Source organism: uncultured Neisseria sp. (assembly GCF_951230505.1).
Classification (GTDB): Bacteria; Pseudomonadota; Gammaproteobacteria; order Burkholderiales; family Neisseriaceae; genus Neisseria.
On sequence record NZ_CATNVN010000139.1, the window covers coordinates 1 to 4,830 of the forward strand.

Annotated in this window: 5 protein-coding genes and 1 other RNA gene; 5 read left to right on the forward strand and 1 reads right to left on the reverse strand. The window is 48.5% G+C overall.

Annotated features, from left to right (window positions below; translation table 11 throughout):
* Positions 1 to 1,028: 1,028 nt before the first annotated feature.
* A complete protein-coding gene (gene efp / locus Q1M25_RS08140) occupies positions 1,029 to 1,589 on the forward strand; it encodes an elongation factor P (RefSeq protein WP_063068768.1) in 561 nt (186 codons plus the stop codon).
* A 59-nt stretch (positions 1,590 to 1,648) separates the two neighbouring features.
* Here the strand turns inward: efp and Q1M25_RS08145 are convergent, their stop codons facing one another.
* Positions 1,649 to 2,248: a phospholipid-binding protein MlaC gene (locus Q1M25_RS08145; protein ID WP_070813915.1), complete on the reverse strand. Its 600-nt coding sequence runs from the start codon at positions 2,246 to 2,248 to the stop codon at positions 1,649 to 1,651.
* 165 nt (positions 2,249 to 2,413) lie between these two features.
* On the opposite strand from Q1M25_RS08145, the gene Q1M25_RS08150 reads away from it, so the two are divergent.
* The 4 genes from Q1M25_RS08150 to Q1M25_RS09555 form a co-directional block, all read left to right on the forward strand.
* A complete protein-coding gene (locus tag Q1M25_RS08150; protein ID WP_107723101.1) occupies positions 2,414 to 2,629 on the forward strand; it encodes a 4-oxalocrotonate tautomerase family protein in 216 nt (71 codons plus the stop codon).
* Positions 2,630 to 2,713: 84 nt separating this feature from the next.
* Positions 2,714 to 3,928, forward strand: a complete 1,215-nt coding sequence (locus Q1M25_RS08155) for a pyridoxal phosphate-dependent aminotransferase (protein WP_004519866.1) — start codon at positions 2,714 to 2,716, stop codon at positions 3,926 to 3,928.
* A 113-nt stretch (positions 3,929 to 4,041) separates the two neighbouring features.
* Positions 4,042 to 4,404, forward strand: a transfer-messenger RNA (tmRNA) gene (ssrA, locus tag Q1M25_RS08160).
* Positions 4,405 to 4,682: 278 nt separating this feature from the next.
* A partial coding sequence (locus Q1M25_RS09555) for an integrase arm-type DNA-binding domain-containing protein (RefSeq protein ID WP_367275827.1) occupies positions 4,683 to 4,830 on the forward strand: 148 nt, incomplete at its 3' end.

Genomic DNA, 4,830 nt, shown 5'->3' on the forward strand with positions numbered 1-4,830 from the left:
GGCGACCACCGAGATCTACACTCTTTCCCTACACGACGCTCTTCCGATCTGATCATGCCGAAGATACCGATACAGTCCCTACCCCCGACATCGTCATCGAAACCTTCGCCTGCGAACTGCCCGACAACGTTCAATCCATCATCCGCCAACACCGACCGCTTTGGCTCAACTGGGAATATCTCAGCGCGGAAGACAGCAACGAGAGATTGCACTTAATGCCCTCACCCCAAGCCGGCGGCATACAGAAATATTTTTGGTTTATGGGTTTCAGCGAAAAAAGCGGCGGCCTGCTGCGCGAACGCGATTACGCCGAATCTACCCGCTTTGATACGGAAACCTTACGCCGACAACTCAAACTTCCCGCAAAAAACGCGTCCGAATGGCTGCTTTTCGGCTATCAAAGCGATATTTGGGCAAAATGGCTGACCATGTGGCAACAGGCCGGCCAACCTATTACCCTGCTGCTTGCAGGTACACAAATCATCGCCAGCCTGAAAGACAGCGGCCTAGTACCGCAAAACGCCTTGCTTGAAGACGGCGATGTGTATCAGAGCGAACACATTACCCTGATCAAAATCCCTTTCGTTGCCCAACAAGATTTCGACAAACTGCTCAATCTTGCCGACAGCGCCGTCATACGCGGCGAAGACAGCTTTGTTCGCGCCCAACTTGCCGGAAAGCCTTTCTTTTGGCACATCTATCCGCAAGAAGAAAATATCCATCTCGACAAACTGCACGCGTTTTGGGACAAAGCGAATCAGATTTATCCGGATGTTGTCGCCACGGCACACCGCCGCCTTTCCGACGAACTCAACAACGGAGAAGCACTCAGCGACAGCCAGCGCCTGCAGGCATGGCAAACCCTGACTGCACACCAAAATGAATGGCGGCAAAGCGCGGCAAAATGGCGGGACGGACTTTTTGCCCAAAAAAGTGCCGTTGAAAAACTTGCCGCCTTTATTTCAAAGCACAAAAAAATACGCTAAAATAGCGCGTTTTATTACAACCGATTTGATTGGAAAACTACAATGAAAACAGCACAAGAACTGCGCGCCGGCAACGTATTCATGGTCGGCAACGATCCTATGGTCGTTCAAAAAACCGAATACATCAAAGGCGGCCGCTCTTCCGCCAAAGTCAGCATGAAACTGAAAAACCTGCTGACCGGTGCCGCTTCTGAAACCATTTACAAAGCCGACGACAAATTCGACGTCGTTATCCTGTCCCGCAAAAACTGTACTTACAGCTACTTTGCCGACCCAATGTACGTCTTCATGGACGAAGAGTTCAACCAATACGAAATCGAAGCCGACAACATCGGCGACGCGTTGAAATTCATCGTTGACGGCATGGAAGACGTATGCGAAGTCACTTTCTACGAAGGCAACCCAATCTCCGTAGAATTGCCTACCATCATCGTTCGCGAAGTTGAATACACCGAGCCTGCCGTTAAAGGCGACACCTCCGGTAAAGTGATGAAAACCGCGCGTCTGGTCGGCGGCACTGAAATCCAAGTGATGTCTTACATCGAAAACGGCGACAAAGTCGAAATCGATACCCGTACCGGCGAATTCCGCAAACGTGCTTAATCAGCCCGTAACACAAAAAGGCCGTCTGAACATTCAGACGGCCTTTTTTTCAATCTGCCTTATTGTTTCTTCAAGCCCTTGGCTTCGACAGTCGCAATCGTACCGTCAATGCCTTTGCTCTTAATCAGCTCACCAAATTGGTTGCGGTATACCGTTACCAAGCTGGTACCGTCCACGCGGATGTTGTAAATCTTATACGCACCGCCACTTTGGTAAAGCTGGTAGGCTACTTCATACTTGGTGCCTTTTTTAGTCTGAATTTCCGAGAAAACGTCAAACTTATTACCGTTTGCCGTCATCTTCGGCAACAGGCGCACATTCGCATCTGCCGCGCCAATTAACGCGGAATGCGAGTACATCGCAATCACCATATCTTTGAATGCACGGATAAAATCGGTTTTCTGTTTGGCAGAAAATTCACGCCATGGCGCACCAACCGCCAAAGCCGAAATACGCTCATAATCCAGATAACGGTTGGCATACTGCTCAACCTGTTTCACACGTTGCGCCTCTGTCAAAGACGTGTTACGTGCAATTTTCAACACGGCATCAATGTTCTGCTGCATCTGTTTTTGCGCCGGATGCGTTTCCGCCGCCACATAAGGCGCGGCAATTACCATCGGTGCGGCCACAATCAAAGTCTGAAGAAAACGGTTCATGACGATATCCATCCAAAATAAAACCGCATTGTAAAAACAATCTATTCCAAAAAACTTAATTCTTTGTAAAAGCAGTCATGAGCAATGAAAAATCCTGCAATCAAATTTCAGACGGCCTGATAAAAATAAGATAACATGTGAACGCTATTTTAAAAGGAAAAAGCTATGCCCTATGTCAACATCAAAGTAACCGGCGGCAGCGAAGCCCCGAATGCCGAGCAAAAAGCCGAATTAATCCGAGGCGTCACCGAATTACTCACTCGCGTTCTCAACAAAAACCCTGAGACGACCGTCGTCGTCATCGACGAAATCGATATGGACAACTGGGGCATAGGCGGCAAAAGCGTGACGGTTCGCCGTTCCGAAGCACGCAATAAGTAAGCTTTGGCCGTCTGAAACTCTTTTAATTTACCCACAAAAAGAGTACATTTATCCCATTGTTAACAATTTTACGGAACACACATCATGGAGAAATTCCCTAAATCATCCAAACTGGATCACGTTTGCTACGATATTCGCGGCCCAGTTCACAAAAAAGCCCTGCAACTGGAAGAAGAAGGCAACAAAATCCTCAAGCTCAATATCGGCAATCCGGCTCCGTTCGGCTTTGAAGCGCCTGATGAAATCTTGGTTGACGTTATCCGCAACCTGCCGACTTCACAAGGCTATTGCGACTCCAAAGGCCTTTACTCCGCACGCAAAGCTATCGTTCACTATTACCAAACCAAAGGACTGCTCGACGTTACCGTCAACGATGTTTACATCGGCAACGGCGTCTCCGAATTGATTACCATGTCCATGCAGGCGCTGCTCAACGACGGCGACGAAATCCTGATTCCTGCACCAGACTATCCTTTGTGGACCGCCGCCGCGACACTGGCAGGCGGTACCGTCCGCCATTATCTATGCGACGAAGAAAACAACTGGTTCCCCAACCTGGCCGACATGGAAGCAAAAATTACGCCTAAAACCAAAGCCATCGTCATCATCAACCCCAACAACCCTACCGGCGCAGTGTATAGCAAAGAAATCCTGCTCGAAATCGCCGAACTGGCGCGTAAACACGGCCTAATTATTTTTGCCGATGAAATTTACGACAAAATCCTCTACGACGACGCCGTACACCACCATATCGCCGCGCTTGCCCCCGACCTCCTGACCGTTACATTCAACGGTCTCTCAAAAGCCTACCGCGTTGCCGGATTCCGTCAAGGCTGGATGATACTCAACGGCCCGAAACATCATGCAAAAGGCTATATCGAAGGCTTGGACATGCTCTCGTCTATGCGCCTTTGTGCCACCACACCCATGCAGCACGCCATTCAGACGGCCTTGGGCGGATACCAAAGCATCAACGAATTCCTCCTCCCCGGCGGCCGCCTGCTCGAGCAACGCAACAAAGCATGGGAACTGGTTAACCAGATTCCGGGCATATCCTGCGTCAAACCCATGGGCGCACTGTATATGTTCCCCAAAATCGATACCGAAATGTACAGCATCCATGACGACATGAAATTCATATACGACTTACTCGTACGTGAAAAAGTCCTGTTCGTCCAAGGCACAGGCTTCAACTGGATACGCCCCGACCACTTCCGTATCGTTACCCTGCCACCCGTTCATCAAATCGAAGAAGCCATGGACAAACTCAAACGCTTCTTGCAAAACTACCATCAATAAACCTAAGCCAAACAGGCCGTCTGAAAAAGCAAACTGCTGTTCAGACGGCCTTTTCAATTAATCGGCAACTTGGCAAAGCACGCTGACATGCGTATAATCGACTTTTCCTATCTGGGGGCGATCTTGGTTTCGACGGGGGTTGCAAAGCAGATGCGGGCATACCGGGGTCTCAGATTTCCCGTAAAACACTGAATTTAAATAGTCGCAAACGACGAAACTTACGCACTGGCCGCTTAAGGCCTGCCGTTGCAGCAGTTGGTCAATGGGCTGTGTAGCGCAAGCTACCGCAACGTCATTCTACATTGACTGGTTTTCTGTCGGGTTACTTGGCAGGAAACGAGATTTAAGGTAACTGGTTCTCTGAAGGCCTGTTGGTCGGCATGATGGGGACAAGATTCTAAATAGACACAACTAAGTATGTAGAACGCTCTGTAGAGGACTTTCGGACGGGGGTTCGATTCCCCCCGCCTCCACCATACCCTATTTTCAGCAGTATCCTGTAATACGCATAAAGCCTTGAGCCATAACGGTTTCAAGGCTTTTTTATTACCTTGAATATGCTGGCGTATGCTTGAGTTTTCGCAATTTATAGGGTAACTTTTGGGGTAACTTTTCAGGAATTACCCAAAAAACAAGCCCGAAAAGTGGGCAAATTAGCCCTATTTTTTTAAACAAGTTACCCAAAAAATCCATAAAACCAATTATTAACAATGGCTTAATGAGTTTTTAAAAGTTACCCCAAACTGGATTAAAAATGCCTAAACAGACGCTGCCACTAACAGATAGCCAATGCAAAAAACTACAACCGCCGAATCAATTATCAGACGGCGGTGGGTTATATCTTCAAGCAAGGGGAAACGGCAAATACTGGCGTTTTCGTTACTACCGGCCAAGCGACAACA